Below are 21,252 nucleotides of genomic sequence, written 5' to 3'. Positions count from 1 at the left end.
CTTCTACTTCAATGACATCTTTTGCCATACTTTTCCTCCCTGACTATTTCAGTTTGTCTAATATATTTTGTACATCTTGGAAAACTACTTTGATGTCTTGGTCACCATTAACATTTTCAACTACACCTTCTTTTTGACTGTAGAAGTCTAAAAGTGGTTTTGTTTGTTTAATGTTAACTTCTAAGCGATTACCAACTGTTTCTTCGTTGTCATCACTTCTTTGGTATAGTTCACCACCATCATTATCACAAACACCTTCAACCTTTGTAGGGTTGAAAATTAAGTGATAAGTATTTCCACATTGCTTACAGATTCTTCTACCTGTTAATCTAGGTAACAGAATAGCTGGATCTACATCGATATTTAATACTTTATCGATTTTTCTATTAGTTTTTGCTAAAATTTGATCAAGGGCTTCAGCTTGTTCTACTGTTCTTGGAAAACCGTCAAGTAAAAAGCCTTCTTTTGCATCTTCTTGATTCAATCTTTCTTCAACTAATCCTATAGTTACACTGTCAGGAACAAGTTGTCCTTTATCAATATAACTTTTTGCTTCTTTTCCAAGCGGAGTCTCATTTTTGATAGCAGCTCTAAACATATCTCCTGTTGAAATATGCGGAATTGGATAATTCACTTTAATTTGCTCTGCTTGAGTACCTTTACCCGCTCCTGGTAATCCCATTAAAATAATATTCATCATAATTATTTACCACCTTTTCGTCCTGTAATAAAACTTCTATAGTTCTTCTCTGTTAATTGAGTATTAAGTTGTTTAACTGTCTCTAGCGCTACACTGACAACAATTATTAAACTTGTACCACCAATTTGTACAGATGCTGGTAATTTAGCAATGCTTGTGAATATTGTTGGAAGAACCGAAACAGCTGCTAGGAATATTGAACCTACAAACGTTAGTCTGTATAAAATACCTGTAATGTATTGTTCAGTTTTTTTACCTGGTCTAACCCCTGGAACAAAACTTCCTTGTTTTCTTAAATTATCAGCCATTTTTTCTGGGTTAACTTGAACCATTACATAGAAGTAACAGAACGCAATAATTAATATTACGTATAATGTTAATCCTAGAACATGACTGAAATCGAAATATGATACAATTTTTTGTAACTTTTCGTTATTAGGTGCGAATATCGCAATAGTTCTAGGTAATTGTAAGAATGCGATAGCGAAGATTACTGGGATAACCCCGGCACTGTTCACTTTAAGAGGCAAGTAAGTTGATCTTGCTCCTAACATTCTACGACCTGCTCTCGCTTGAGAGTATTGAATAGGAATTTTACGTATTGCTTCTTGCATGTAAACAACAGCAGCAACGATTCCTATAACAATGATTGCTACAATAACAATTTTTAAAATTGCTAATGTAAGGTTTTCAGCATCTTTAATTTGAGATTCATAAACTTGAATGAATTCCATTGGTAAACGAGCAATAATTCCCGCTAAGATAATGATAGAAACACCATTACCAACACCGTATTGAGATATCTGATCACCTAACCATAGTAATAATGCTGTACCAGCAGTTAAAACTATAGCTACTGTAATGAATCCTAGAATTGAAGTATCTTTAATTAATCCATGATACGCATTATTAAATCCATACGACATAATAAGCGATTGGATAAAAGCTAAAATAATTGCTAAGACTCTTGTTAATTTTTGTGTTTTTTTATGACCTACTTCACCTTGTTTTGACCACTCAGCTAATGTAGGAATAACATCCATTTGCATAAGTTGAATTACGATAGAGGCTGTGATGTAGGGCATGATACCCATTGCAAACACAGAAAACTGTTGTAAAGCTCCTCCTGCAAATGTATTAAATATTCCGAATAATCCTGCTGCATCTTGACTTTTAAGAACATCAGCATCTACTCCAGGTATCGGTAAATATGAACCGATACGGAATAGGAATATACCGAATAAGGTAAATAAGATTTTGTTACGAGTTTCTTTAACCTTAAATAAATTTAGTGCTGCACTAAACATATATTATAGCACCTCGCAAACTCCTCCAGCTGCTTCGATAGCTTCTTTTGCTGAAGATGAGAATTTGTGAGCTTGTACAGTTAATTTTTTCTCTAATTTACCGTTAGCTAATACTTTAACACCTGAAAGTTCTTTTTTAATAACTTTAGTTTCTAATAATAGAGCAGGTGATACTACAGTACCATCTTCAAATTTATTTAAGTCGTTAAGATTTATAACTGCAAATTCTTTTCTATTTACATTGTTAAATCCACGTTTTGGAATACGTCTGAATAATGGGTTTTGTCCACCTTCAAATCCTGGGCGAACTCCACCGCCACTACGTGCTTTTTGTCCTTTTTGACCACGTCCTGAAGTTTTACCATTTCCTGATCCAATCCCACGACCTACTCTGTTACGCTCTTTACGAGAACCTTCAACTGGTTGTAATTCATGTAATTTCATTTAGACTAGCACCTCCTTGTATTAATAATTCTTATTTTTCTTCTACTGTTACTAAGTGTGAAACTTTGTTGATCATTCCACGAATCGCAGCGTTATCTTTGTGTTCTACTGTTTGGTGCATTTTTCTAAGACCAAGAGCTTCTACAACTTTTCTTTGATTCTTTGGACGACCAATAGTACTACGAGTTAGGGTTACTTTTAATGTCATGTTCTTTTCCCTCCTCTTATCCTAATAATTCTTCCACAGATTTACCACGTAAAGCTGCTACGTGTTCTACTGTTTGTAATCTTGTTAATCCTTCGATTGTAGCACGAACCATGTTTACTGGTGTGTTTGAACCTAGAGATTTTGATAAGATATTTGAAATACCTGATAATTCTAATACGGCACGAACTGGTCCACCAGCGATAACCCCTGTACCAGGTGCAGCTGGTTTAATTAATACTGAACCTGCTCCAAATTGTCCGATGATTTCGTGAGGTATTGTTCCATTAACTACTGGTACAGTAATTAAGTTATGTTTTGCAGCTTCAACTGCTTTTTTGATTGCATCTGGTACTTCTTGAGCTTTACCTGTACCAAATCCTACGCGACCATTTTTGTCACCTACTACTACTAAAGCAGAGAAACGGAAACGACGTCCACCTTTAACAACTTTAGCTACACGGCGAATGGCAACTACGCGTTCTTCAAATTCTTTTTTGATTTCTTCTTGACGCATCTACTTATTTCCCTCCTTATTAGAATACAAGTCCGTTTTCACGTGCTGCTTCAGCTAATGCTTTAACACGTCCGTGATATAAGTATCCTCCACGGTCGAAAACAACTTTTTCAATTCCTTTAGTTTTAGCTACTTCTGCGATTAATTTTCCAACTTCTTTAGCTGCTTCTACACTTGATTTTGAAACATTTTCAAGTTTTAATGAAGAAGCTTGTGCTAATGTAACACCTTTAGTGTCATCAATAATTTGTGCGTAAATGTTTGTGTTTGAACGGTATACGTTTAAACGTGGAACTCCTGCAGTTCCTTGAACTTTAACACGTACTCTTGCGTGTCTTTTTTTACGAACTTTATTTTTATCAAGTTTCGTAATCATATTTGAAACACTCCTTTCTGTTATCTATTATTTACCAGTTTTTCCTTCTTTACGGCGAACATATTCACCAACGTAGCGAATACCTTTACCTTTATAAGGTTCTGGAGGACGTACTGCACGAACTTTAGCTGCGTATTGTCCTACTACTTCTTTGTTAATACCTTCGATACTAACTTTAGTGTTTCCTTCAACACCTAATGTAATTCCATCGATTTCTTCGAATTCAACTGGGTGAGAATATCCAACACTTAGTACTAATTTTTTACCTTGCATTTGAGCACGGTATCCAACCCCGATTAATTCAAGTTCTTTTTTGAATCCAGCAGATACACCTTCAACCATGTTTGCTAAGACAGCACGAGTTGTCCCGTGTACTGTACGGTGACGTTTAGAGTCAGATGGACGTACTACTGTGATTTCACTTCCTTCAATGTTGAAAGTCATGTCTTTATCAAATTGTTGTTTTAATTCACCTTTAGGTCCTTTAACTGTTGCGAAACCATCTACGATGTTAACTTCAACCCCTGCAGGTACTGTAATAACTTTATTACCTATACGTGACATTTAATTGGCACCTCCTTATAATATTACCAGATGTAAGCTAATACTTCTCCACCTGTGTTATTTTTACGAGCAACTTTATCAGTTACAACTCCATTTGAAGTTGATACGATTGCTATTCCTAGTCCGTTTAATACTCTTGGCAGTTCATCTGCTTTAGCGTAAACACGTAAACCAGGTTTTGAAATTCTTTTAATTCCTTTAATTACTCTTTCACCTTTTGAGTATTTAAGAGTAAGTTTAAGTTTTCCTTGTTTGTTATCTTCGATGTATTCTACATCACTGATAAAACCTTCTTGTTTTAATATTTCTGCAATTTGCTTTTTAATATTTGACGCAGGTAATTCTAATGTTTCGTGTTTAACCATGTTAGCATTACGAATACGTGTTAGCATATCTGCGATAGGATCTGTCATTGTCATTAGGATAAATCCTCCTTTCTTCTACTAATATATTACCAACTTGCTTTTTTAACTCCAGGAATTTGTCCTTTGTAAGCTAATTCACGGAATTTAATACGGCTGATTCCAAATTTTCCAATGTATCCGTGAGGACGTCCAGTAATGCTACAACGATTGTGTAAACGAGCTGGAGCTGAGTTTTTTGGAAGTTTGCTAAGTCCGATGTAATCACCTTTAGCTTTTAATTCCGCTCTTTTAGCTGCATACTTGTCAACTAATTTTTGGCGTTTTAATTCACGCTCTACCATTGCTTTTTTAGCCATGTGTCTTTTACCTCACCTTTCTTATTTTGCGAATGGCATACCACATAGTGTTAATAACTCACGAGCTTCTTCATCTGTGTTAGCTGTTGTTACTATAACGATGTCCATACCACGTACTTTACTTACTTTATCGTAATCAATTTCAGGGAAAATTAATTGTTCTTTAACACCTAGTGTGTAGTTACCACGACCATCGAATGCTTTTTTAGAAACACCGTGGAAGTCACGTACACGTGGAAGTGCTACAGTTACTAATTTATCGAAGAATTCATACATTCTTTCTCCACGTAAAGTAACTTTAGCCCCGATAGGCATACCTTCACGAAGTCTGTAAGTAGCGATTGATTTTTTAGCTCTTGTTACTAATGGTTTTTGACCAGAAATTAAAGCTAATTCTGCTACTGCGTTGTCTAGGGCTTTAGAGTTTTGCACAGCATCACCTACACCCATGTTTATTACGATTTTTTCAATTTTTGGTACTTGCATTACACTGCTGTACTCAAATTTTGTCATTAATTCTTTTGTTATCTCAGATTTAAATTTATCTTCTAAACGAGCCATCTAAAATAGTGCCTCCTTTCTTCAACTATTATTATATTTCTTTTCCTGATTTTACAGCGATACGTACTTTCTTACCATCTTTTGTTTCGAAACGTACTCTTGTTGCTTTTCCAGTTTCAGGATCTTGTAACATTACGTTTGATACGTGAATTGCTGCTTCTTTTTCAACGATTCCACCTTGAGGTGCATCTTGAGAATTTTTAACGTGTTTTTTAATGATGTTAACACCTTCTACAACAACACGATCTTTTTTAGGTTGAGCTTCGATTACTGTACCAACTTTACCTTTGTCTTTACCAGTAATTACTACAACTTTATCACCTTTTTTAATGAACATTTCTTGTTAACCTCCTTCTTTACTGTACTTTTATTTATTATAATACTTCTGGAGCTAGTGATACGATTTTCATGTAGTTACCGTCTCTTAATTCACGAGCAACTGGTCCGAAAATACGTGTACCACGTGGGCTCTTATCATCACGGATAATTACACAAGCATTTTCATCAAATTTAATATATGAACCGTCGTTACGACGAGCTCCTGTTTTTGTACGAACGATTACGGCTTTAACTACTTCACCTTTTTTAACAACTCCACCTGGTGTTGCTTTTTTAACAGAACATACAATTACGTCACCAATATTAGCAACTTTACGTCCTGAACCACCTAGAACTTTAATTGTTAAAACTTCTTTTGCTCCTGAGTTATCAGCCACTTTTAAGCGTGTTTCTTGTTGAATCATGCGCTTTTTGCCTCCTTCTTAGGGTTTATCCTAGTTTTATTAGATTATAACTGCTTCTTCTACTACTTCTACTAAACGGAAGTTTTTAGTTGCAGATAATGGACGAGTTTCCATTATTTTAACGATATCATTTAATTTAGCAACATTGTTTTCATCATGTGCTTTGAATTTTTTAGAATATTTTACACGTTTACCGTATAGAGGATGTTTTTTGTAAGTTTCAACTAAAACTGTGATTGTTTTATCCATTTTATCAGAAACTACTTTTCCAACGTAAACTTTTCTATCATTTCTCTCAGTCATGTTTGCCTCCTATTATTATTTATTCGCTAATTCTCTTTCGCGAATAACAGTTTTCATACGAGCGATTGATTTTCTAACTTGACTAATACGAGCTGTATTTTCTAATTGACCAGTTGCCAATTGGAAGCGTAAGTTGAAAAGCTCTTCTTTTAATTCTTTGATTTTTGCTTCTAACTCTTGTGAAGTTAATTCTCTAATCATTGATTTGAATTCATTTGTTTTCATTATGCTTCACCACCTGTTTCTTCACGTTTTACAAATTTACATTTAACAGGTAACTTGTGAGATGCAAGTCTTAGAGCTTCACGTGCAACTTCTTCACTTACTCCAGCAACTTCGAACATCACTCTACCTGGTTTAACGATTGCAACCCATCCTTCTACTGCACCTTTACCAGATCCCATACGTACTTCTAATGGTTTTTTAGTGTAAGGCATGTGAGGGAAGATCTTAATCCAAACTTTACCACCACGTTTCATATAACGAGTCATCGCTATACGAGCAGCTTCTATTTGACGAGAAGTAACTCTTGCTGCAGTAGTAGCTTGTAATCCAAATTCACCGAAATCTACTACGTTTCCGCCTTTAGATTTACCTTTTGTTGATTGTCTGTGTTGACGACGATATTTAACACGTTTAGGCATTAACATAAATTAGTTACCTCCTTTTTCAGATTTTCTAGTTGGTAATACTTCACCACGGTTAATCCAAACTTTAACTCCAAGTTTACCATAAGTTGTATCTGCTTCTTCGTGAGCGTAGTCGATGTCTGCTCTTAATGTGTGTAGTGGCACTGAACCTTCTGAGTAGTGTTCTGCACGAGCGATATCTGCTCCACCAAGACGTCCTGATACTTGAGTTTTAATTCCTTTAGCTCCTGCTCTCATAGCTCTTTGGATAGCTTGTTTTTGAGCACGACGGAATGATACACGAGCTTCTAATTGACGAGCAATGTTTTCAGCTACTAATTTAGCGTCGATATCAACTTTTTTGATTTCAACTACATTAATGTGTACTCTTTTTCCAGTTAATTTGTTTAATTCTAATCTTAATTTATCGATCTCAGCACCACCTTTACCGATAACCATACCTGGTTTACCAGTGTGTACTGAAATGTTTACTTTCTTATCAAATCTTTCAATTTCTACTTTAGAAACTGAAGCGTCTTTTAATTGTTTACTGATGAACTCACGGATTTTGAAATCTTCGTGTAAGTTAGCAGCGAAATCTTTTTCCGCATACCATTTTGAATCCCAATCACGAATAACTCCAACACGTAAGCCTATTGGATGTACTTTTTGACCCACAGTTTGTAGCCTCCTTTAACTAGTTTAGCTTTTATAATTTCTTAATTTTTATTATTTGTTATCACTTAAAACGATAGTGATGTGACTTGTTCTTTTGTTAATTGAACTTGCAGCACCTTTTGCTCTTGGACGGAATCTTTTAAGAGTTGGTCCTTCATTTGCAAATGCTTGTGATACTACTAAGTCTTCTACATTCATTCCATAGTTGTGTTCAGCGTTAGCAGCAGCTGATTTAATAACTTTAGCTACTGGTAAAGAAGCTGATTTAGTTGTGAATTCTAAAATTCCTAATGCTTCGCCCACTTTTTTTCCACGTACTAAGTCTAATACTAGTCTTACTTTACGAGGAGCGATGCGGACTGTCTTAGCGATTGCTTTTGACTCCATGAATGTGCCTCCTTGATTTTACTAATTTCTAAATTATCTTCTTGTTTTTCTGTCGTCTGCAACGTGACCTTTGTAAGTTCTTGTTGGTGCAAACTCACCTAATTTGTGTCCTACCATATCTTCAGTCACATATACAGGTACATGTTTTCTTCCGTCATATACTGCAAAAGTAAGTCCTATGAATGTTGGGAAGATTGTTGAACGACGAGACCAAGTTTTAATTACTTGTTTCTTTTCTTGTTCGTTCATTTTTTCAACTTTTGCTAATAAGTGGTGATCAGCGAATGGTCCTTTTTTTAAACTACGAGCCATTGTGTTATCTCCTTTCCGATACTTTGCATACTTAAGGTTTTGGCAAAGAGCACTTGCTCCTCACCAACTGACCTTTGTTTAATTTTATTATTTAGTTCTAGCACGTACGATAAATTTGTTTGAACGAGCTTTTTTAGAACGAGTTTTCTTACCAAGAGTAGGTTTACCCCATGGTGACATTGGTGATTTACGTCCGATTGAAGTACGTCCTTCACCACCACCGTGTGGGTGATCGTTCGGGTTCATAACAGATCCACGTACAGTTGGTCTTTTACCTAACCAACGAGTTCTACCGGCTTTACCGATATTTACTAGTCCGTGTTGTTCGTTACCAACTTCACCGATTGTAGCACGGCAAGTTGCTAAGATCATTCTTACTTCTCCTGATTTAAGACGTACTAATACGTATTTACCTTCTTTACCAAGTACTTGAGCACTTGCTCCAGCAGAACGTACTAATTGTCCACCTTTACCAGGTTTAAGTTCGATGTTGTGAATTAATGTCCCTACAGGGATGTTTGCTAGTGGTAATGCATTACCAACTTTAATATCAGCAGTTTCACCAGATACTAAGATTTGTCCTACTTGTAATTCTTTAGGAGCGATGATGTATCTTTTTTCTCCATCTACATAGTGTAAAAGAGCGATGTTCGCTGAACGGTTTGGATCGTACTCGATTGTAGCAACTTTTGCTGGTACGTTGTCTTTATTTCTCTTGAAGTCAATAATACGGTATTGTTTTTTGTGTCCTCCACCGTGGTGACGAACAGTGATTTTACCTTGGTTATTTCTTCCCGCTTTTTTCGGTAGCGGCGCTAATAATGACTTTTCTGGTTTGTTAGTTGTAATTTCTGCAAAATCTAATGATGTCATGTTACGACGACCGTTAGTTATAGCTTTATATACTTTAATTGCCATTTGTCATTTTTCCTCCTTAGTGGTTTTTGTTATTCTTAAGCGAATAATCCTTCGATTGTTTGTCCTTCTGCTAACTTAACGATTGCTTTTCTACGTTTGTTAGTGTATCCACCGTATCTTCCAACACGACGGAATTTTGGTTTGTAGTTCATTACGTTTACTTTCTCAACTTTAACTCCGAAGATTTCTTCGATAGCTTGTTTAATTTGAGTTTTGTGAGCGCGTGTGTCTACTAGGAAAGTGTATTTATTTTCTTGCATTAATAAATAACTTTTTTCAGTTAGTACTGGGCGTTTGATAATATCGCGTGCTTCCATTATGCTAATACCTCCCCAACTTTTTCTACTGCATCTTTAGTGAATACAACTTTGTTGCTTCCTAAGATGTCTAATACGTTAAGACCAGTTGTTTCTACGAATTCAACTCCTGGAATATTTCTTCCTGATAAAACAGTATTTTCTTCTAGTTCAGTAACTACGAATAATACTTTTTTCTCTAGGCTAAGGTTTGATAACATTTCTTTAAAGTTTTTAGTTTTAATTGTATCAAATGATAAACTTTCTAATGCAAATACTTCGTTAGCTGCTACTTTAGAAGATAAAGCAGAACGTAATGCTAAACGACGCATTTTACGTGGCATTTTGAAGCTGTAGCTACGTGGTGTAGGTCCGAATACAATTCCACCTCCACGCCATTGTGGTGAACGGATAGATCCTTGACGAGCACGACCTGTTCCTTTTTGACGCCATGGTTTGCGACCACCACCTGAAACTTCAGAACGTCCTTTTGTTTTGTGTGTACCTTGACGAAGTGATGCTCTTTGTAAAGTTACAGCTTGGAATAAAACGTGTTGATTTGGTTCAATTCCGAATACTGCTTCATTAGCTTCAACTGCACCAACTTTAGTACCGTCTTGTTTAAATAAATCTAATTGTGGCATTATCTAATTTCCTCCTTCCGTATATTTTCCGATTATTTACCAGATTTAACTGCTGATTGGATTTTTACGAAGCTTTTCTTAGATCCTGGAATACATCCTTTAACTAGGATTAATCCATTTTCTACATCTACGCTTACGATTTCTAAGTTTTGAGTAGTAACTGTAACTCCACCCATTTGACCTGGTAATGCTTTACCTTTGAATACACGGTTAGGTGCTACAGGTCCCATTGACCCAGGACGACGGTGGTAACGAGAACCGTGAGCCATTGGTCCGCGGCTTTGTCCATGACGCTTGATCGCCCCTTGGAATCCTTTACCTTTACTTACTCCTGTTACGTCAACTAAGTCCCCTGCTGCAAAAATATCAACTTGGACTTCTTGACCTACTTCATAATTAGCAACTTCTGCATCTCTGATTTCGCGTACGAAACGTTTTGGAGCAGTGTTAGCTTTATCTGCGTGACCTTGTTCAGGTTTGTTCGCAACTTTTACTAAACGGTCTTTACGTTCTTTATCGTAAGGACGTTTGTCGTCGAATCCTAATTGGATTGCGTTGTATCCTTCAACTTCTTCTGTTTTCTTTTGTAATACGACGTTACCTTTCGCTTCAACTACTGTTACTGGAATTAATTCTCCATTTTCAGCGAAGATTTGAGTCATACCTACTTTTCTTCCTAAGATACCTTTGGTCATCGAAAGTCACCTCCTATAATTATAATTTTAATTCGATGTCAACACCTGATGGTAAGTTTAAGCTGATTAAAGCGTCAACTGTTTTTTGTGTTGGTTCAATAATATCGATTAGGCGTTTGTGTGTACGTTGTTCGAATTGTTCACGGCTATCTTTGTAAATGTGAACTGAACGTAAGATTGTGTATACTGCTTTTTCCGTTGGTAATGGAATTGGTCCAGAAACTTTTGCTCCAGAACGTTTTGCAGTTTCAACAATTTTCTCTGCACTTTGATCTACTAATCTGTGATCATATCCTTTAAGACGAATACGAATTTTTTGTTTTGCCATCATTTCTCCTCCTATACATTTATTCGCCGCTATCTAGTAGCGACTTCTCCACGAAAGTTCTCCAGCACGCCATGCCATGGCAAAGCGGCCGGGCGTGTCAGTAACCTTTCGCTTCAACGCAAGTCTTTTTCAAGACCAACATTAATTATTATACATGGTAAAAGCATATATTGCAAGTGTTTTGTTAAAAAATTTTAAAAAAATTTATGAATATGTTTTCTATTTTTTAAATTCTATTTTTCCCCATTTCTCTCTTCTAATTTTATCTATATTATATAGAAGAAAAAATATTTTTAATCAATAAAAAAAATAGAAAACTTAGAATTTATCACCCTAAGTTTTTCTAATTACATTTTTATTTTAACGGTAAAATATTATATTGAATTTCTAAATCATTCGATAATAAATGCGACACTTTACAACGAAGTTTAATATTATCTAATACTCCTTGTCTATCTCCTGAAGCAAGTTGATCTTCTGTTCTATCAACATGAACATTAGCCACGATTTTTTTATTATCATAATCTACCACTAATTCAGTCTCAATTACCAAGTCTACTAATTCATACGCTCTGAAAAAGTAACCTTTTGCACACATACTAACACAACCATTGTATGCAGTAGCGAATAAATCCATCGGACCATCTTTACTTTCTTCTATAAACATTTTATAATCTCCACCAAGTGGCGTTGTTGCATGCGAAGTAAAACCTTCTTTAATTTTTAAATTAGACGTATACATAACTGTCTCCCTGTGTATATTTGATTTTAAGATTACTCTTAATATTCTTATTATACTCCGCTACACAGTTTTTGTATACTAATCCCCCTCAACAATTGCTTTTATCGTTTCAACAAGATCTACATCCTTATATTTATAATCTACACCCGAGAAATCCATATACTTAGTTATATCATTCGTTTGAACTATAAGTGTCGCTCCTGATGATGCAGCTCCTAACGCCCCCGGACGTGAATCTTCTATAGCTATCGTATTTTTTATATCAGCGCCTAACTTTTCTGCAGCCAACAAATAAATATCTGGAGCAGGTTTAGGATTAACCACATCTTCCTTTGTAGCAATAGCAGAAATATATTTGTCAAAACCTTTTCTTTGAAGCCCAGTTCCAATATGTTCTCTTTTCCCATTTGAAGCTACAGCCATCTTAATACCTTTATCATGAAGATATTCCATCACTTCAGCAATTCCCGGCAATACAGGAGCATTATGATAATTATCCAATATACGTTTTGTTATTTCTTCTTCAAATTTATCATATTCCTTACTAGACATGCTATATTTTTTATTATAATATCTTTTACTAGTTTCTTCATTTGTCCCAGAAACATTCTGTATATAATCCATTTTATCAAGTTTTTGACCTAACACTTCCTCTGTTAAATCGCGCATATTTTCATAATATACCTTTTCTGTATCTACTATTGTTCCATCAAAATCAAAAATTACCGCTTCTAATTTATTCACTACAAATCTCCTTTTTTATCATCTATACATATACTTACTATTTTATAATGTAACCGAAAAAAATCAAAATAATATGGACTCAAAACAAAAGAGCAGTTAGAAAGCATCAACATCTTCAATATCAATACCACCAAACCACTCTTTATTAATTGTTTTATTACTTCTAAGAAATATATTTAAAAACTACATAAATCTAGTACTTTCGCTTAACCTATTCAAATCTAACCAATTTTTCTGCTCTTAACCTTACTGTAGGTCTCCCATCTTTTTCTTTTTTCCCTAGCGCTATAAGCATTACTGGAATCAAATTCTCTTCTAGTTCAAATAATTCCGCTACTTGCTCTCTTATGAAACCACCTATAATATTAGTGTCATAACCTTTTGCTCGGGCAATATTTGCAAACTGCATAGTCCAAAGCCCACAATCAAAATAGATACCTTCTCTATTCTTATCAAGTGGTAAACTTTCTAACTGAGGACCCATACCTTCCTCAAAACCATCTTTAACTTCTTTTGTCATGTAGCCTTTTTCTACAGCTTCTCCATATATTTCATCAAACTTGCTATAATAATTCAAATCACCTAATACAATAATCATTGCTGCAGAAGTATCATTTTGAATTTTATTAAAATTAGCACTACCTAATTTCTCTTTACCCTCTTGCGTATCCACAACAATGTATCTCCATGGTTGCAAATTGCAAGATGAAGGAGCTGTATTCGCTTCATTCAACATTTCTATTATTTCTTCACGCTTTATTTTACTATTCGGATCAAAATACTTAACCGATTTTCTTCCTTTTATTACATCAAAAAACTCTGGACTTTTCTTTCCTAATAGAGTTCTAAAAAATTCTCTCACTAGATTTTCTCCTTCTACAAGTAATTAACTCAATAATTTTACTATACTTGAGAAGTATTATCAAACAATAGGCTTCAATAAAAGTACTTAACAAAATATCAACGTACAATTCCTTTTAAAAATATTACCACTTTAAATCAACAAAAGCTGTTATTTCTTTATACGAAAGATTCACTTTTCTCTTCATCTTATCATCCAATTTATCTCGAAGTTTCCCTCCTTCAATAAAGTCTTCAAGCACCATAATTTTATAGTCATACAACTCCTGCCCACTCATAACCTTACCGTTAATTCGGATATCCACCAATCTGATAACAGTCGTTAATATCCCCCTCAAAGTCTCCTATCGCCAAATCCGCACCTTCTATCCAAGGTTTAACATACTCAAAATAGGAATTAAAATCATATCCTCCATCTTCCTTCTTAGCAGTATAATACAACGCGGCATGAACAAGAATATCTCCATTTACAACTACACACGCGGTTTTCACATCAGTATCCTTTTTTTAAAAAAATTTCCCTCTTTATCCGTTAAACTCAGATAATATATACCAAAAAATATACCACAAATGCTAAGCATCCCTAACACATACAATAATACTTTCCTCAATGCTTCTACTCCCCCCTAAATAAGATTTTCTATTCCACATAATAACAAGTAGCTAATAATATCTCAATCAGCTACTTGCTTTAAACAATAATTTTATATCGTAATAACAATGCATTCCTTACACACATCATTACATTCTTCTTTATAAAATATATCATAATTCTCTATTTCCCTAATAATACTTCCAGGATCATTTCCGGTTTTGTAACCATAAGCAAATGATCTGACTCCTCTATTTGTTTATAATTCATCCCTACCAATTTGAAATAAGAAAAAACTATAAGTTTATTAAATACATTCCTACTTCTTTTTAATAGTTGTAAATTATCTACCCCCGCATATAAAGATAAATAATCATACTCTATCTGCGAGTTCGGTCTTACCATATATTCACTACCTTCTTTTCTAAGTTTTCTTAGGATTAACTCCACTAAAAACTCATCTTGCATCTCTTCTACACTAAGTGTCTTTGATAGATATTCTTCTTTACTAGTGAACTTTATCTCTGGTTCAAAATATGTTTTTAACACCGATTCAGGAGGTATAGGTTCTAAGCCCTCAATGATGATTAAATTAACACCATCAAGGTACTCACTAAAAATCTCTAAACCGTTAAGTAAAACGACCGTACCATAAGAAGCAGTTACAATATAACCCCCTCTTTTTACTTTTGTCATTTTATTTAATAGTACCTTCTCAATTTCCTTTTTTGATATAGATTTAAAACTCTCTTCGGTAAATTCAATAAAATCAAAGGTTTGGTCTGGCATATTTTCTAAGACTCTCGCCCAAATATATCTATCCCAACCTAGTGGATTAATAAATAAGATATCTGTCACTCTAATCATCCTTTCAAATATCTACACTAAAATCCTAATTCATTACCAAAATCCTCTAATTTATTTACAAGTATCGCCCCCTCTTTAATGTACTCATTCATTGCATAACTCATCTTATCGCCAAATTTCCCCGGTAGGCAGAATACATCAGAACCTATATCCAAGGCAAAATCTATCGTTCTTTGTGTTCCGCTTCTCTTCGCTGCTTCCGTCACTAAAAGTGCACATGACAATCCAGCGACAATCCTATTTCTTTCTAAAAACTTATATTTTCTAATAGGAGAAGTTGGGAAATACTCAGATATAATAAGATGGTTTCTTTCTAACTCTTTATAGAGTTTATAACTTTGTTCTGGATAAATAATATTGTGCCCATGAGCTATTACACCTATAGTGTATCCTTTGCTATTTATAGCCCCCTCATGAGCAAGACTATCAACCCCAGTCGCAAGACCACTTACTATTACAAAATTATTCATCGTTAAATATGGCACTATTCTATTGAGAGCATCATTAGAATATGACGTATTATTTCTGCTCCCCACTATAGAAATCTTTCTTCTAAACAGCAGTAAATCTTTATTACCTCTATAAAATATAACGAACGGATAATCATAAATCCTAAATAATTCCTTCGGATAATACACATCATCACAAAACATATATTTCACATTATAAAATTCGAAATAACTCTTAAAATCAAAGTCCATATTATTATGAAGCTTAGTATAAATCTCTTCAGCATTATCTCCAAAATATATAGCTAACTCCGGTATAGATAATTTTAAAATCTTTTCTATACTATTTAAATCTTTAAATACCCTATGCATCTTTAAAGTTGTAACTTTCTCTATAGCTATTAAAGAAAGTAACACTCTTTTTTGTTCATCTGTAAAACTTTCAATATACTCCCCCATAATTTTATCCTCTTATTTTACATTTTCAACTAATAAAGCGTAATACTCTTTAAATACTTTTAAGAAAACTTCCCCTTGTTGAACATTATTGATATAAATACTATCTTTAAATTCTATAATATTACTCATTATTCTTATAAGTTCCGAGTAACTCTTACCTTCTTTGTAGAACCTATACATCAAACCTTGCCAATAAATAAGCGGTGTTCTTATAAGGACTTGTTCCAGCATATTAACACCTATAATTTCAGGTATATTATTCAACTCAATATGCTGATTATAAAACATACTCAAAACTTTATTTTTTACAGTTTTATCATATTTAATTTGTTCATATACATAATTTTCAACATCAGATGGATATATTTTTGACGTTAAGTCTTTATCTAATAGTTTCAAGTCTAGCGGTACATCAAACTCATCAATACTTAATGAAGTCTTTATACAAACAGCATTTCTTTTTTTCAAATTATGAGCCCAAATTTGATAAAATTCAAATTTTTTATTTATATTATCCCAACCATAAAAGAATACCTTACCTTGATAATAATTCAAAAAATTATCCACAAATGGCGCATACCTAATATAGCTTATACCATCATAACTCTTCAACTCTTTTATAAATTTGTTTGTGTCTATTAACCAAATTAATTTTAATCCTGCCTTCATGTACCCTTTAGTTCTAGCTTTGATAAGTTCAAAAGGAATAACCGACCTTTGATACTCAAAAGCAATGCTATTATCTTTAATAAAAACATCTGCTATTTGAATATCATTTTTTTCCCCTGTTTTAAAAATATGTTCGACTTCCACATTACGATATTTTCTTCTAAAATGCTCATAAAGATCCTTCTTCGCCTCTAAATGCTCACTACTTTCTTTCTTATATGTTTCAAACTCACAAGAACAGTTTTTAGCATGTGCAAAATGTGATTGAATCTTTACTCCTTTTTTAAATATAACCTTGCCCCCACATATTGGACAATGATACTCCTTATTTTTTTCTATATCATTATCCAACGCATTAAAAACTTCATCCTTACTATCGTATGCTACGTACATAATATTTCTCCTTTTTTGTACTACACTTACAAACTACATCTAACGGCTTCTTATTCAATTGTCATTTTACTTTAATACCCTATACCTTCTATAGGTTGCATCACCTTCTTCTATTTCAACAAACTTATCTAGATTCACCCAGCTTATTTCATCTTTATGGTTATCACTATCCACTAAATATACTTTATCATCTTTTTTACACAAATAGTAATTTGTCTGACGAATACTAGCCTCTCTCATAATATATGTACTTTCATCTTTTATAGAAAAATCAAGACAACCTGTTGTCCATGGTTTTTTTATATATTTTTTAACTTCAACAACACGATCATATTTTGTTGTATCCATATCATAACCCTCCTTTGTCCTCTCTTTATTTACTAGTCTATTTTTTACAAACTAAAATCTCTAAATCTATCGTAATTTCTTTTAATTGATCAATATAGGAATCTATAATTTCTTTAGAAAATGTTAAAGGTGTCATCTTAAGAAAACTCACAGCTTGCGTCTTAGTTAATTGGAAGGTGTCACTTACCTTTATCCTATCCACAATCTTGCAATTTTCTTCAATCAATTTCACAGTATCACTATTTGTGTATTCCTTCCCACCAATCAACTCCCTAATTTCTCTTAGGTAATCTGCATTTGGAATAATTTTTATCAAGTATCCATTATCGCCTAACACTCTGAAGAACTCCTCATAATTAGCTGGTGTCAATATGTTAAGAATACACGAGACACTACCATCTTTAAAAGGTAGATTAGCTAAGTTAGCTACCATATAAGGGTTTAATTTATCCTCTTTAACAGCAAGCTCTATCGCATCCTTACTATTATCCAAACCGTAAAAATATTTCTCAGGAAATACTGTTTTTAATTCCTTGATGTAATATCCTTCCCCACATCCTATATCTAGCACAATATCTTTAGCATATTTTCCTACTAAATTTTGAATGTTTTTTAATACATTTGTGTAAAAACCGTTACTAAAAACCTCGTTACGAGCCATAAATAGCTCTTCACTGTATTTTGTCGGTTTGTAGTTATTAATCAAATGAATATATCCTTTTTTAGAAAAATCATAGCGGTGATTATCACCACAAACTAAACTAATATTTTCTATATATGATTCGGATAAACACTTAGGACATAAGTATATTTTCTTCCGATTAAACTTCTTTATTACATTCTCTATTTTCATTAGAACTCCTCTATACTTTCTATGATTATTGTATCAAATTTTTTAAAATAATGATAGCGAAAAACAGTTGAAAAATTAGAAATTTTCGCCTTCTTCAGATTTCTTATAAACTTTATTCTCTGCAAGTGATTATTTATTTTATTACCATACTTTAAAACAAAAAATGACGACAGTTTCGTACAGAATACTTTTATCGTCATTATATTTATATATTAATATTTTTTATTATTTTATGTTTAATTTTCTATAAATTTTAAATTTATAAATATATTAAATTGTTATTCCTTTTTTCGATCTCTTAACTCTTTAAAAAAATTCTTCATAAGCATAGAGCACTCTTCTTCTAACACTCCAGAGATAACCTTAGCCCGATGATTAAATTTATTCTCACCCACTAAATCAATGCAACTACCACAGCAACCATATTTAGGGTCACTCGCACCATAAATAACATTTTCAATTCTAGCTTGAACAATTGCTCCACTACACATAACACAAGGCTCAACAGTAGTATATAAATAACTATTATCAAGTCTCCAAAAACCTTGCTTCTCACAGCCTTCTTTAATAACTAACATTTCTGCATGATTCAATGCCTGTTGATTTTCTTCACGAGTATTATGAGCCTTCGCAACGACCTTATCATCAATAACCAACACAGCTCCAATAGGGATTTCCCCTTTAGCGTAAGCTCTCCGCGCCTCTTCTAATGCCATCTCCATATAATAAGAATGATCTTTCACACCACTACATCCTTCCACAAATATTATGTTCATTTTATTATATCATATTTAGAAATTATCGGGGGTGGTAAGTTACGAAATTATCAATAGCAATTTAAATTAGTATCTTATTCATTTTTATCACCTCATGTATATGATTATAGGTATTCTCTCGATAAGCATCTAATTATCAACATTATACTATTTGTTTTTATCAAACACTGTTTTATTTTCTAAAAATTAAGTTTTATCTGAAACGATAATCCCCGCACCTAAAATCAAATAATAAAAAACTCGAAAATTCCAATCTTAATTAAGTTGGTTTTCTCGAGTTTTTATTAAATTGTTTCTATTAATTTCATATTACGAAATATTATTTTATGATTTTATTATTAACCATTAAGCCAATAATATACATTTAAAAATATAATTATGGCTATAAACAAGAATGTCAGCATCCCTAGAACTATAGCGTGTATTTTTCTTTTGAAATATAGATATCCAATAAATTCTCTAATGAAGGCATTTAGCGTAAAATAGAATTTTGTCGGTGCTCCATAACCAATACATCTAAAACCTAAAGTTCTTGCTTGGACTAATGCTCGGTAGACGTGATAATAATTCGTCACCACAGCGAAACTTTTATCAGCTGGAATAAATTTCTTCGAAAAAATAATATTTTCTTCGGTAGAAGTTGATTTATCTTCTAGAATTATATCATTCTCATCAATCCCCTGCTCAAGAGCATAATTTTTCATCGCAAAGGCTTCCGATACTATTTCATCAGGACCTTGACCTCCCGACATGATTAGTTTACTTCCAGGATTTGCTTTATAAACTTCTATCCCTTTTCTTATTCTACTAGCAAGAAGTGGAGTTACTCTCTCACCTATCAATCCCGCACCTAAGACTACCACATAATCAATCTTTCTCGGTAAAATATTAATGATATTTAGAACACTAGATACTAAGTAAGACATTGCTATACACAAGAAATACAATACTACTAATCCTACATAAGAATAAAGTGCACTCAATGTTAGATTACCATAAGTATAATCAGCAACGCGTGGCCAATATATAAAATAACCTACCAGAAAGAAGAACGTAGCTAGACTCAGTAGATTCCCAATCCTTAATCCTTCTCTTCTAATAAGCATAAACGAATTGAATAAAAACATAATTACTACTACAATTGGAAGGAGAGTGAATATTACCACCGCTATAAAAAGTAATACTACACCCAAATTATAAACAAACTTATTACCTGCCGCATTATTAGTGATAAGTGCCATTACATAAAAAATAAAACTCAAACCTGTAGCTATAAAAAATATCCCTAGAAATAAATTTCTTCTGTCGAAATACAAAACCAATAAAAACAGGAACAGAAATACTACAAAAACTATAAACGAACCTATTATCATAAAAACCTCCCACTTATATATTTATATTATAGATTATATTGTAAACTAACAGACATGTCAATCGCACTTAAATATCAACAATAACCATCTGTAATTCTTCTTTTACAATTATCCACACAACAAATATAAAAATCGAGGAACATTAGATTTAACTATCGAAAGTTGCACTTTTTCTCAATTTTTCGATTATACCGTAATCTACTATTCCTCATATTATTTATTATTCCGTTCTCAACGCTTCTACTGGATTTTTCTTCGCTGCTATTCTCGATGGAATAATACTTGCGATAAGCGTTAGTACTAAACTAAGAGCTATTAACCCTATTGATGCTTGAGCATTTAATGACGCTGTGAAACTCTCCACTTCTAATCCCTTAGCAACAGCTCTACTAATAGGAATAGATAGAAGCATAGTCACCACTACACCTACAGTTCCTGAAATAAATCCAATTAATCCTGCTTCTGCGATAAAGATTCTTGTAATATCTTTTTTACGAGCACCGATTGCACGAAGAATACCAATTTCCTTCGTTCTTTCTACTACAGATACATACGTTAGTATCCCTATCATAATAGATGATACAATTAATGAAATTCCCGCAAATGCCGATAGGATTAACGAAATTGTATTAATCATCTGTGACATAATTGTTGTCATCTGCTTCGCCATATCCGCATATGTGATACTATATTTGTGATAATCTGAGCTGTCTGAACCATATTTCTCAGCCACTTTTTTATTAAAATTATTAATAACTTCTGCTATTTTATCACGATCATTGAAAGATTTTGGATAAA

36 protein-coding genes are annotated in these 21,252 nt (G+C 33.4%); all 36 read right to left on the bottom strand.

The window, feature by feature from the left end; translation table 11 throughout:
* Positions 1 to 43: 43 nt before the first annotated feature.
* Positions 44 to 697: an adenylate kinase gene (locus RWS90_RS05655; RefSeq protein ID WP_314549424.1), complete on the bottom strand. Its 654-nt coding sequence runs from the start codon at positions 695 to 697 to the stop codon at positions 44 to 46.
* A 5-nt stretch (positions 698 to 702) separates the two neighbouring features.
* Complete coding sequence (gene secY / locus RWS90_RS05650; protein ID WP_314549422.1) at positions 703 to 2,007, bottom strand: preprotein translocase subunit SecY; 1,305 nt, start codon at positions 2,005 to 2,007, stop codon at positions 703 to 705.
* Positions 2,008 to 2,010: 3 nt separating this feature from the next.
* Positions 2,011 to 2,451: a 50S ribosomal protein L15 gene (gene rplO, locus RWS90_RS05645; RefSeq protein WP_314406785.1), complete on the bottom strand. Its 441-nt coding sequence runs from the start codon at positions 2,449 to 2,451 to the stop codon at positions 2,011 to 2,013.
* A gap of 31 nt (positions 2,452 to 2,482) precedes the next feature.
* Positions 2,483 to 2,659, bottom strand: coding sequence for a 50S ribosomal protein L30 (gene rpmD / locus RWS90_RS05640; protein WP_314549419.1), 177 nt, complete (start codon positions 2,657 to 2,659; stop codon positions 2,483 to 2,485).
* A gap of 16 nt (positions 2,660 to 2,675) precedes the next feature.
* Positions 2,676 to 3,173, bottom strand: a complete 498-nt coding sequence (rpsE, locus tag RWS90_RS05635) for a 30S ribosomal protein S5 (protein WP_314085901.1) — start codon at positions 3,171 to 3,173, stop codon at positions 2,676 to 2,678.
* A 19-nt stretch (positions 3,174 to 3,192) separates the two neighbouring features.
* Positions 3,193 to 3,549: a 50S ribosomal protein L18 gene (gene rplR, locus RWS90_RS05630; protein WP_314549418.1), complete on the bottom strand. Its 357-nt coding sequence runs from the start codon at positions 3,547 to 3,549 to the stop codon at positions 3,193 to 3,195.
* 27 nt (positions 3,550 to 3,576) lie between these two features.
* Positions 3,577 to 4,113 carry a 50S ribosomal protein L6 gene (rplF, locus tag RWS90_RS05625; protein ID WP_314549416.1) on the bottom strand — a complete coding sequence of 179 codons (537 nt, stop codon included), beginning with the start codon at positions 4,111 to 4,113 and terminating at the stop codon, positions 3,577 to 3,579.
* Between the two features lie 23 nt (positions 4,114 to 4,136).
* Positions 4,137 to 4,532, bottom strand: a complete 396-nt coding sequence (rpsH, locus tag RWS90_RS05620; RefSeq protein ID WP_314085903.1) for a 30S ribosomal protein S8 — start codon at positions 4,530 to 4,532, stop codon at positions 4,137 to 4,139.
* 32 nt (positions 4,533 to 4,564) lie between these two features.
* Positions 4,565 to 4,834: a 30S ribosomal protein S14 gene (gene rpsN / locus RWS90_RS05615; protein ID WP_003144337.1), complete on the bottom strand. Its 270-nt coding sequence runs from the start codon at positions 4,832 to 4,834 to the stop codon at positions 4,565 to 4,567.
* Positions 4,835 to 4,855: 21 nt separating this feature from the next.
* The gene (gene rplE, locus RWS90_RS05610; protein ID WP_314085905.1) at positions 4,856 to 5,395 is read right to left on the bottom strand and encodes a 50S ribosomal protein L5; all 540 of its coding nucleotides are present in this window, start codon (positions 5,393 to 5,395) and stop codon (positions 4,856 to 4,858) included.
* 31 nt (positions 5,396 to 5,426) lie between these two features.
* Positions 5,427 to 5,732 carry a 50S ribosomal protein L24 gene (gene rplX, locus RWS90_RS05605; protein ID WP_003144415.1) on the bottom strand — a complete coding sequence of 102 codons (306 nt, stop codon included), beginning with the start codon at positions 5,730 to 5,732 and terminating at the stop codon, positions 5,427 to 5,429.
* A 37-nt stretch (positions 5,733 to 5,769) separates the two neighbouring features.
* Positions 5,770 to 6,138, bottom strand: coding sequence for a 50S ribosomal protein L14 (gene rplN, locus RWS90_RS05600; protein ID WP_003144098.1), 369 nt, complete (start codon positions 6,136 to 6,138; stop codon positions 5,770 to 5,772).
* A gap of 39 nt (positions 6,139 to 6,177) precedes the next feature.
* Complete coding sequence (gene rpsQ, locus RWS90_RS05595) at positions 6,178 to 6,441, bottom strand: 30S ribosomal protein S17 (RefSeq protein ID WP_003144356.1); 264 nt, start codon at positions 6,439 to 6,441, stop codon at positions 6,178 to 6,180.
* Between the two features lie 15 nt (positions 6,442 to 6,456).
* The gene (gene rpmC, locus RWS90_RS05590) at positions 6,457 to 6,666 is read right to left on the bottom strand and encodes a 50S ribosomal protein L29 (protein WP_003147630.1); all 210 of its coding nucleotides are present in this window, start codon (positions 6,664 to 6,666) and stop codon (positions 6,457 to 6,459) included.
* Positions 6,666 to 7,091 carry a 50S ribosomal protein L16 gene (gene rplP, locus RWS90_RS05585; RefSeq protein ID WP_003144099.1) on the bottom strand — a complete coding sequence of 142 codons (426 nt, stop codon included), beginning with the start codon at positions 7,089 to 7,091 and terminating at the stop codon, positions 6,666 to 6,668. The genes rpmC and rplP overlap by 1 nt, the downstream gene beginning before the upstream one ends.
* Positions 7,092 to 7,094: 3 nt before the next feature.
* On the bottom strand, positions 7,095 to 7,748 hold the full coding sequence (rpsC, locus tag RWS90_RS05580) for a 30S ribosomal protein S3 (RefSeq protein ID WP_314085910.1): 654 nt from the start codon (positions 7,746 to 7,748) through the stop codon (positions 7,095 to 7,097).
* Between the two features lie 51 nt (positions 7,749 to 7,799).
* Entirely contained in the window at positions 7,800 to 8,135 is a 336-nt protein-coding gene (gene rplV / locus RWS90_RS05575) for a 50S ribosomal protein L22 (RefSeq protein ID WP_003144105.1), read from the bottom strand.
* A 33-nt stretch (positions 8,136 to 8,168) separates the two neighbouring features.
* A complete protein-coding gene (rpsS, locus tag RWS90_RS05570; RefSeq protein ID WP_003144310.1) occupies positions 8,169 to 8,447 on the bottom strand; it encodes a 30S ribosomal protein S19 in 279 nt (92 codons plus the stop codon).
* Positions 8,448 to 8,534: 87 nt separating this feature from the next.
* Positions 8,535 to 9,365 (bottom strand): 50S ribosomal protein L2, encoded by an 831-nt coding sequence (rplB, locus tag RWS90_RS05565; protein WP_003147626.1) that lies wholly within the window; start codon positions 9,363 to 9,365, stop codon positions 8,535 to 8,537.
* A 35-nt stretch (positions 9,366 to 9,400) separates the two neighbouring features.
* Positions 9,401 to 9,682 carry a 50S ribosomal protein L23 gene (gene rplW / locus RWS90_RS05560; protein ID WP_003144216.1) on the bottom strand — a complete coding sequence of 94 codons (282 nt, stop codon included), beginning with the start codon at positions 9,680 to 9,682 and terminating at the stop codon, positions 9,401 to 9,403.
* Positions 9,682 to 10,305: a 50S ribosomal protein L4 gene (rplD, locus tag RWS90_RS05555; RefSeq protein ID WP_048802796.1), complete on the bottom strand. Its 624-nt coding sequence runs from the start codon at positions 10,303 to 10,305 to the stop codon at positions 9,682 to 9,684. Before rplD ends, rplW begins: the two co-directional genes overlap by 1 nt.
* A 32-nt stretch (positions 10,306 to 10,337) precedes the next feature.
* Positions 10,338 to 11,000: a 50S ribosomal protein L3 gene (gene rplC, locus RWS90_RS05550; protein ID WP_003144195.1), complete on the bottom strand. Its 663-nt coding sequence runs from the start codon at positions 10,998 to 11,000 to the stop codon at positions 10,338 to 10,340.
* 19 nt (positions 11,001 to 11,019) lie between these two features.
* Complete coding sequence (gene rpsJ / locus RWS90_RS05545; RefSeq protein WP_003147624.1) at positions 11,020 to 11,328, bottom strand: 30S ribosomal protein S10; 309 nt, start codon at positions 11,326 to 11,328, stop codon at positions 11,020 to 11,022.
* Between the two features lie 355 nt (positions 11,329 to 11,683).
* Positions 11,684 to 12,070 (bottom strand): hypothetical protein, encoded by a 387-nt coding sequence (locus tag RWS90_RS05540; protein ID WP_314549414.1) that lies wholly within the window; start codon positions 12,068 to 12,070, stop codon positions 11,684 to 11,686.
* 78 nt (positions 12,071 to 12,148) lie between these two features.
* Positions 12,149 to 12,814 (bottom strand): HAD family phosphatase, encoded by a 666-nt coding sequence (locus RWS90_RS05535; protein WP_314549411.1) that lies wholly within the window; start codon positions 12,812 to 12,814, stop codon positions 12,149 to 12,151.
* A 211-nt stretch (positions 12,815 to 13,025) separates the two neighbouring features.
* On the bottom strand, positions 13,026 to 13,676 hold the full coding sequence (locus RWS90_RS05530; RefSeq protein ID WP_314549409.1) for a nitroreductase family protein: 651 nt from the start codon (positions 13,674 to 13,676) through the stop codon (positions 13,026 to 13,028).
* A 124-nt stretch (positions 13,677 to 13,800) separates the two neighbouring features.
* On the bottom strand, positions 13,801 to 14,013 hold the full coding sequence (locus RWS90_RS05525) for a hypothetical protein (RefSeq protein ID WP_314549407.1): 213 nt from the start codon (positions 14,011 to 14,013) through the stop codon (positions 13,801 to 13,803).
* A complete protein-coding gene (locus RWS90_RS05520) occupies positions 13,964 to 14,167 on the bottom strand; it encodes a CapA family protein (RefSeq protein WP_314549406.1) in 204 nt (67 codons plus the stop codon). Before RWS90_RS05520 ends, RWS90_RS05525 begins: the two co-directional genes overlap by 50 nt.
* A gap of 283 nt (positions 14,168 to 14,450) precedes the next feature.
* Entirely contained in the window at positions 14,451 to 15,134 is a 684-nt protein-coding gene (locus tag RWS90_RS05515; RefSeq protein ID WP_314549404.1) for a hypothetical protein, read from the bottom strand.
* Between the two features lie 17 nt (positions 15,135 to 15,151).
* Complete coding sequence (dprA, locus tag RWS90_RS05510) at positions 15,152 to 16,042, bottom strand: DNA-processing protein DprA (protein WP_314549402.1); 891 nt, start codon at positions 16,040 to 16,042, stop codon at positions 15,152 to 15,154.
* 12 nt (positions 16,043 to 16,054) lie between these two features.
* Positions 16,055 to 17,104 (bottom strand): competence protein CoiA family protein, encoded by a 1,050-nt coding sequence (locus tag RWS90_RS05505; protein ID WP_314549401.1) that lies wholly within the window; start codon positions 17,102 to 17,104, stop codon positions 16,055 to 16,057.
* 66 nt (positions 17,105 to 17,170) lie between these two features.
* Positions 17,171 to 17,452 carry a hypothetical protein gene (locus RWS90_RS05500; RefSeq protein ID WP_314549398.1) on the bottom strand — a complete coding sequence of 94 codons (282 nt, stop codon included), beginning with the start codon at positions 17,450 to 17,452 and terminating at the stop codon, positions 17,171 to 17,173.
* A gap of 37 nt (positions 17,453 to 17,489) precedes the next feature.
* The gene (locus RWS90_RS05495) at positions 17,490 to 18,305 is read right to left on the bottom strand and encodes a methyltransferase domain-containing protein (protein ID WP_314549395.1); all 816 of its coding nucleotides are present in this window, start codon (positions 18,303 to 18,305) and stop codon (positions 17,490 to 17,492) included.
* 278 nt (positions 18,306 to 18,583) lie between these two features.
* Entirely contained in the window at positions 18,584 to 19,081 is a 498-nt protein-coding gene (gene tadA, locus RWS90_RS05490; RefSeq protein WP_314549392.1) for a tRNA adenosine(34) deaminase TadA, read from the bottom strand.
* Positions 19,082 to 19,419: 338 nt separating this feature from the next.
* Positions 19,420 to 20,454: a YdcF family protein gene (locus RWS90_RS05485; RefSeq protein WP_314549391.1), complete on the bottom strand. Its 1,035-nt coding sequence runs from the start codon at positions 20,452 to 20,454 to the stop codon at positions 19,420 to 19,422.
* Between the two features lie 220 nt (positions 20,455 to 20,674).
* Positions 20,675 to 21,252 (bottom strand): FtsX-like permease family protein (locus tag RWS90_RS05480; protein WP_314549389.1); only part of this gene is annotated, 578 nt, incomplete at its 5' end.

It is taken from the genome of uncultured Gemella sp., from assembly GCF_963529685.1.
Classification (GTDB): Bacteria; Bacillota; Bacilli; order Staphylococcales; family Gemellaceae; genus Gemella.
The sequence above is the reverse complement of the archived record's forward strand: the minus strand, read 5'-3'. Positions and strand labels throughout refer to the sequence as shown.

Excerpts from the sequence above, each read along its gene's own strand:
- RWS90_RS05655 (WP_314549424.1), bottom strand. The coding sequence starts at position 697 with ATGAATATTATTTTAATGGGATTACCAGGAGCGGGTAAAGGTACTCAA.
- secY (WP_314549422.1), bottom strand. The coding sequence starts at position 2,007 with ATGTTTAGTGCAGCACTAAATTTATTTAAGGTTAAAGAAACTCGTAAC.
- rplO (WP_314406785.1), bottom strand. The coding sequence starts at position 2,451 with ATGAAATTACATGAATTACAACCAGTTGAAGGTTCTCGTAAAGAGCGT.
- rpmD (WP_314549419.1), bottom strand. The coding sequence starts at position 2,659 with ATGACATTAAAAGTAACCCTAACTCGTAGTACTATTGGTCGTCCAAAG.
- rpsE (WP_314085901.1), bottom strand. The coding sequence starts at position 3,173 with ATGCGTCAAGAAGAAATCAAAAAAGAATTTGAAGAACGCGTAGTTGCC.
- rplR (WP_314549418.1), bottom strand. The coding sequence starts at position 3,549 with ATGATTACGAAACTTGATAAAAATAAAGTTCGTAAAAAAAGACACGCA.
- rplF (WP_314549416.1), bottom strand. The coding sequence starts at position 4,113 with ATGTCACGTATAGGTAATAAAGTTATTACAGTACCTGCAGGGGTTGAA.
- rpsH (WP_314085903.1), bottom strand. The coding sequence starts at position 4,532 with ATGACAATGACAGATCCTATCGCAGATATGCTAACACGTATTCGTAAT.
- rpsN (WP_003144337.1), bottom strand. The coding sequence starts at position 4,834 with ATGGCTAAAAAAGCAATGGTAGAGCGTGAATTAAAACGCCAAAAATTA.
- rplE (WP_314085905.1), bottom strand. The coding sequence starts at position 5,395 with ATGGCTCGTTTAGAAGATAAATTTAAATCTGAGATAACAAAAGAATTA.
- rplX (WP_003144415.1), bottom strand. The coding sequence starts at position 5,732 with ATGTTCATTAAAAAAGGTGATAAAGTTGTAGTAATTACTGGTAAAGAC.
- rplN (WP_003144098.1), bottom strand. The coding sequence starts at position 6,138 with ATGATTCAACAAGAAACACGCTTAAAAGTGGCTGATAACTCAGGAGCA.
- rpsQ (WP_003144356.1), bottom strand. The coding sequence starts at position 6,441 with ATGACTGAGAGAAATGATAGAAAAGTTTACGTTGGAAAAGTAGTTTCT.
- rpmC (WP_003147630.1), bottom strand. The coding sequence starts at position 6,666 with ATGAAAACAAATGAATTCAAATCAATGATTAGAGAATTAACTTCACAA.
- rplP (WP_003144099.1), bottom strand. The coding sequence starts at position 7,091 with ATGTTAATGCCTAAACGTGTTAAATATCGTCGTCAACACAGACAATCA.
- rplV (WP_003144105.1), bottom strand. The coding sequence starts at position 8,135 with ATGGAGTCAAAAGCAATCGCTAAGACAGTCCGCATCGCTCCTCGTAAA.
- rpsS (WP_003144310.1), bottom strand. The coding sequence starts at position 8,447 with ATGGCTCGTAGTTTAAAAAAAGGACCATTCGCTGATCACCACTTATTA.
- rplB (WP_003147626.1), bottom strand. The coding sequence starts at position 9,365 with ATGGCAATTAAAGTATATAAAGCTATAACTAACGGTCGTCGTAACATG.
- rplW (WP_003144216.1), bottom strand. The coding sequence starts at position 9,682 with ATGGAAGCACGCGATATTATCAAACGCCCAGTACTAACTGAAAAAAGT.
- rplD (WP_048802796.1), bottom strand. The coding sequence starts at position 10,305 with ATGCCACAATTAGATTTATTTAAACAAGACGGTACTAAAGTTGGTGCA.
- rplC (WP_003144195.1), bottom strand. The coding sequence starts at position 11,000 with ATGACCAAAGGTATCTTAGGAAGAAAAGTAGGTATGACTCAAATCTTC.
- rpsJ (WP_003147624.1), bottom strand. The coding sequence starts at position 11,328 with ATGGCAAAACAAAAAATTCGTATTCGTCTTAAAGGATATGATCACAGA.
- RWS90_RS05540 (WP_314549414.1), bottom strand. The coding sequence starts at position 12,070 with ATGTATACGTCTAATTTAAAAATTAAAGAAGGTTTTACTTCGCATGCA.
- RWS90_RS05515 (WP_314549404.1), bottom strand. The coding sequence starts at position 15,134 with ATGATTAGAGTGACAGATATCTTATTTATTAATCCACTAGGTTGGGAT.
- dprA (WP_314549402.1), bottom strand. The coding sequence starts at position 16,042 with ATGGGGGAGTATATTGAAAGTTTTACAGATGAACAAAAAAGAGTGTTA.
- RWS90_RS05505 (WP_314549401.1), bottom strand. The coding sequence starts at position 17,104 with ATGTACGTAGCATACGATAGTAAGGATGAAGTTTTTAATGCGTTGGAT.
- RWS90_RS05500 (WP_314549398.1), bottom strand. The coding sequence starts at position 17,452 with ATGGATACAACAAAATATGATCGTGTTGTTGAAGTTAAAAAATATATA.
- RWS90_RS05495 (WP_314549395.1), bottom strand. The coding sequence starts at position 18,305 with ATGAAAATAGAGAATGTAATAAAGAAGTTTAATCGGAAGAAAATATAC.
- tadA (WP_314549392.1), bottom strand. The coding sequence starts at position 19,081 with ATGAACATAATATTTGTGGAAGGATGTAGTGGTGTGAAAGATCATTCT.
- RWS90_RS05485 (WP_314549391.1), bottom strand. The coding sequence starts at position 20,454 with ATGATAATAGGTTCGTTTATAGTTTTTGTAGTATTTCTGTTCCTGTTT.